The sequence below is a fragment of the Kitasatospora sp. NPDC047058 genome (genome assembly GCF_040643935.1).
GTDB lineage: Bacteria > Actinomycetota > Actinomycetes > Streptomycetales > Streptomycetaceae > Kitasatospora.
Genome location: NZ_JBEYVJ010000775.1, coordinates 1 through 1,823, shown reverse-complemented (window position 1 = coordinate 1,823; position 1,823 = coordinate 1). Strand labels below are relative to the sequence as shown.

Genomic DNA, 1,823 nt, shown 5'->3' with positions numbered 1-1,823 from the left:
CCGCCGAGTCGGCGGCGATGCAGTGCGGGGTGAGCGAGTCGAAGTGCGCGGAGTCGCCCTCCGCGAGGACGTGGACGCGGTCCCCGAGGGTCAGCACTACCGGGACGAGATCTTCGGCGCGCTCGCCTCGAACGGGATCGCGGTGCACCATCTCGTGCTGGACCCTGAAGAAACGATCCTGCGCGAGCGGATAGCCCAGCGCGAGGAGATCGCCGGCGACCCGGAGCACAGCGCGCGGATCCGGCAGTGGTGCCTGGAGCACCTGCCCCGCTACCGGGCCGCCCGCCGTTGGCTCGCCCGCGACGCCCGGCTGGTCGACACGGCCGGGCTGACGCCGCGCGGGACCGCCGAGCGGCTCGCCCAACTGGTCCGGGACGGCTCGGCCCGCTGCCCGATCGTCCAGACCACCGACCCGACCGGCGACACCGTGGCCTCCGCCGTCCTGTTCTTCGACGAGCAGGACCGGGTGCTGCTGGTCGACCCGGTCTACAAGCCGGACTGGGAGTTCCCCGGCGGGGTGGTCGAGCGCGGCGAGGCGCCCACCGACGCGGCCCTGCGGGAGACCGCCGAGGAGCTGGGACTGCGGCTCGACCCGGCCGCCCTGCGGCTGCTCGCGGTCGACTGGGAGCCGCGGACCGGCCCGCGCCGCGGCGGCCTGCGGCTGGTCTACGACGGCGGCCTGCTGGACGCGGCCGCCCGCCAGCGCCTGCTGCTCCCGCAGGACGAGCTGCGCGGCTGGCGCTTCGTCAGCCTGGAGGAGGCGGCCGGCCTGCTGCCGCCGGGCCGGTACCGCCGGCTCGCGGCCGCACTGGACGCCCGCCGCAGCGGCGAGCTGCGCTACCTGGAGGCGGGGCGGCGGGCCGCGCTCGGCCTGGCCCGGGCGGCCGACGCGGCGTAGGGCCCGTCCGGCCGGGCGGGTGCCGCGTGGCGCGGCGGGGGACGGCAGGATGGGGGCATGCCCTTCACCCTGAGCCACCCGGCCGCCGTCCTGCCCCTGCTGCGTGCGGCGGGGGCGCGCGGGCCGCTCGTCGCCTCGGCGCTGGTCGCCGGCTCGATGGCGCCCGACGTGCCGTTCTTCGCGGAGTCGCTGCTGTCCGGCGTGTACGGGCAGGGCGGGCTGACCCACCGTTGGTGGGCGGTGCCGACGGTGGACGTGGCGCTCGCGGGCGTGCTGGTGGCCGGGTGGCACGGGCTGCTGCGCGGCCCGCTGGTCGCCCTGCTGCCCGGGCGCTGGGCGGGCGCGGCCGAGGCGCTGACGGTCCGGCCGGCCGGCGGCGGTGCGGGCGGTGCCCGGGCGGCGGCCTGGTTCGCCGCCTCGGCCGCGGTCGGCGCGGCCACCCACGTCGGCTGGGACGCCTTCACGCACGAGGGCCGGCTGGGCGTTCGGCTGCTGCCGGTGCTGGAGCGGACGGTGGCCGGACTGCCGCTGTACACCGTGCTGCAGTACGGCAGCTCCGCGCTGGCCCTGGCCGCCCTGGCCGGGTGGGCGGCGCGCGCGGCCCGGGCGGCCGAGCCGGTGCGGCCGGCGGTGGTGCTCCCCGTGGGCCTGCGGCGGGCCGTGGTCGCGGCGCTGGGCGCGGCGACGGCGGCCGGCGTGGTGCACCGGCTCACGCCGCTGCGGCGCAACCTGATCCCGGAGTTCTGCTTCGGGGCGGGCGCCGGCCTCACGGTGGGCGCCGTCGGGTACGCGCTGGCGCACGCCGCGGCCGTGCGGCTGGGGAGACGGCGCGGCACCCGGCCGGCCGACCGGGAGCGGTCGGCCGAGCGGGTGCCGGTCTGAGGCGTCGCCGGGCGGGTCTGAGGCGTCGCCGGGCCGGTCGGTG

The 1,823-nt window shown here is 79.3% G+C and carries 2 protein-coding genes; both read left to right on the top strand.

Annotated elements, in window-relative coordinates:
• Nucleotides 1-70 precede the first annotated feature (70 nt).
• Entirely contained in the window at nucleotides 71-898 is an 828-nt protein-coding gene (locus ABZ885_RS40380) for an NUDIX hydrolase (RefSeq protein ID WP_360200075.1), read from the top strand.
• 57 nt (nucleotides 899-955) lie between these two features.
• Nucleotides 956-1,780 carry a DUF4184 family protein gene (locus tag ABZ885_RS40375; RefSeq protein WP_360200073.1) on the top strand — a complete coding sequence of 275 codons (825 nt, stop codon included), beginning with the start codon at nucleotides 956-958 and terminating at the stop codon, nucleotides 1,778-1,780.
• Nucleotides 1,781-1,823 lie beyond the last annotated feature (43 nt).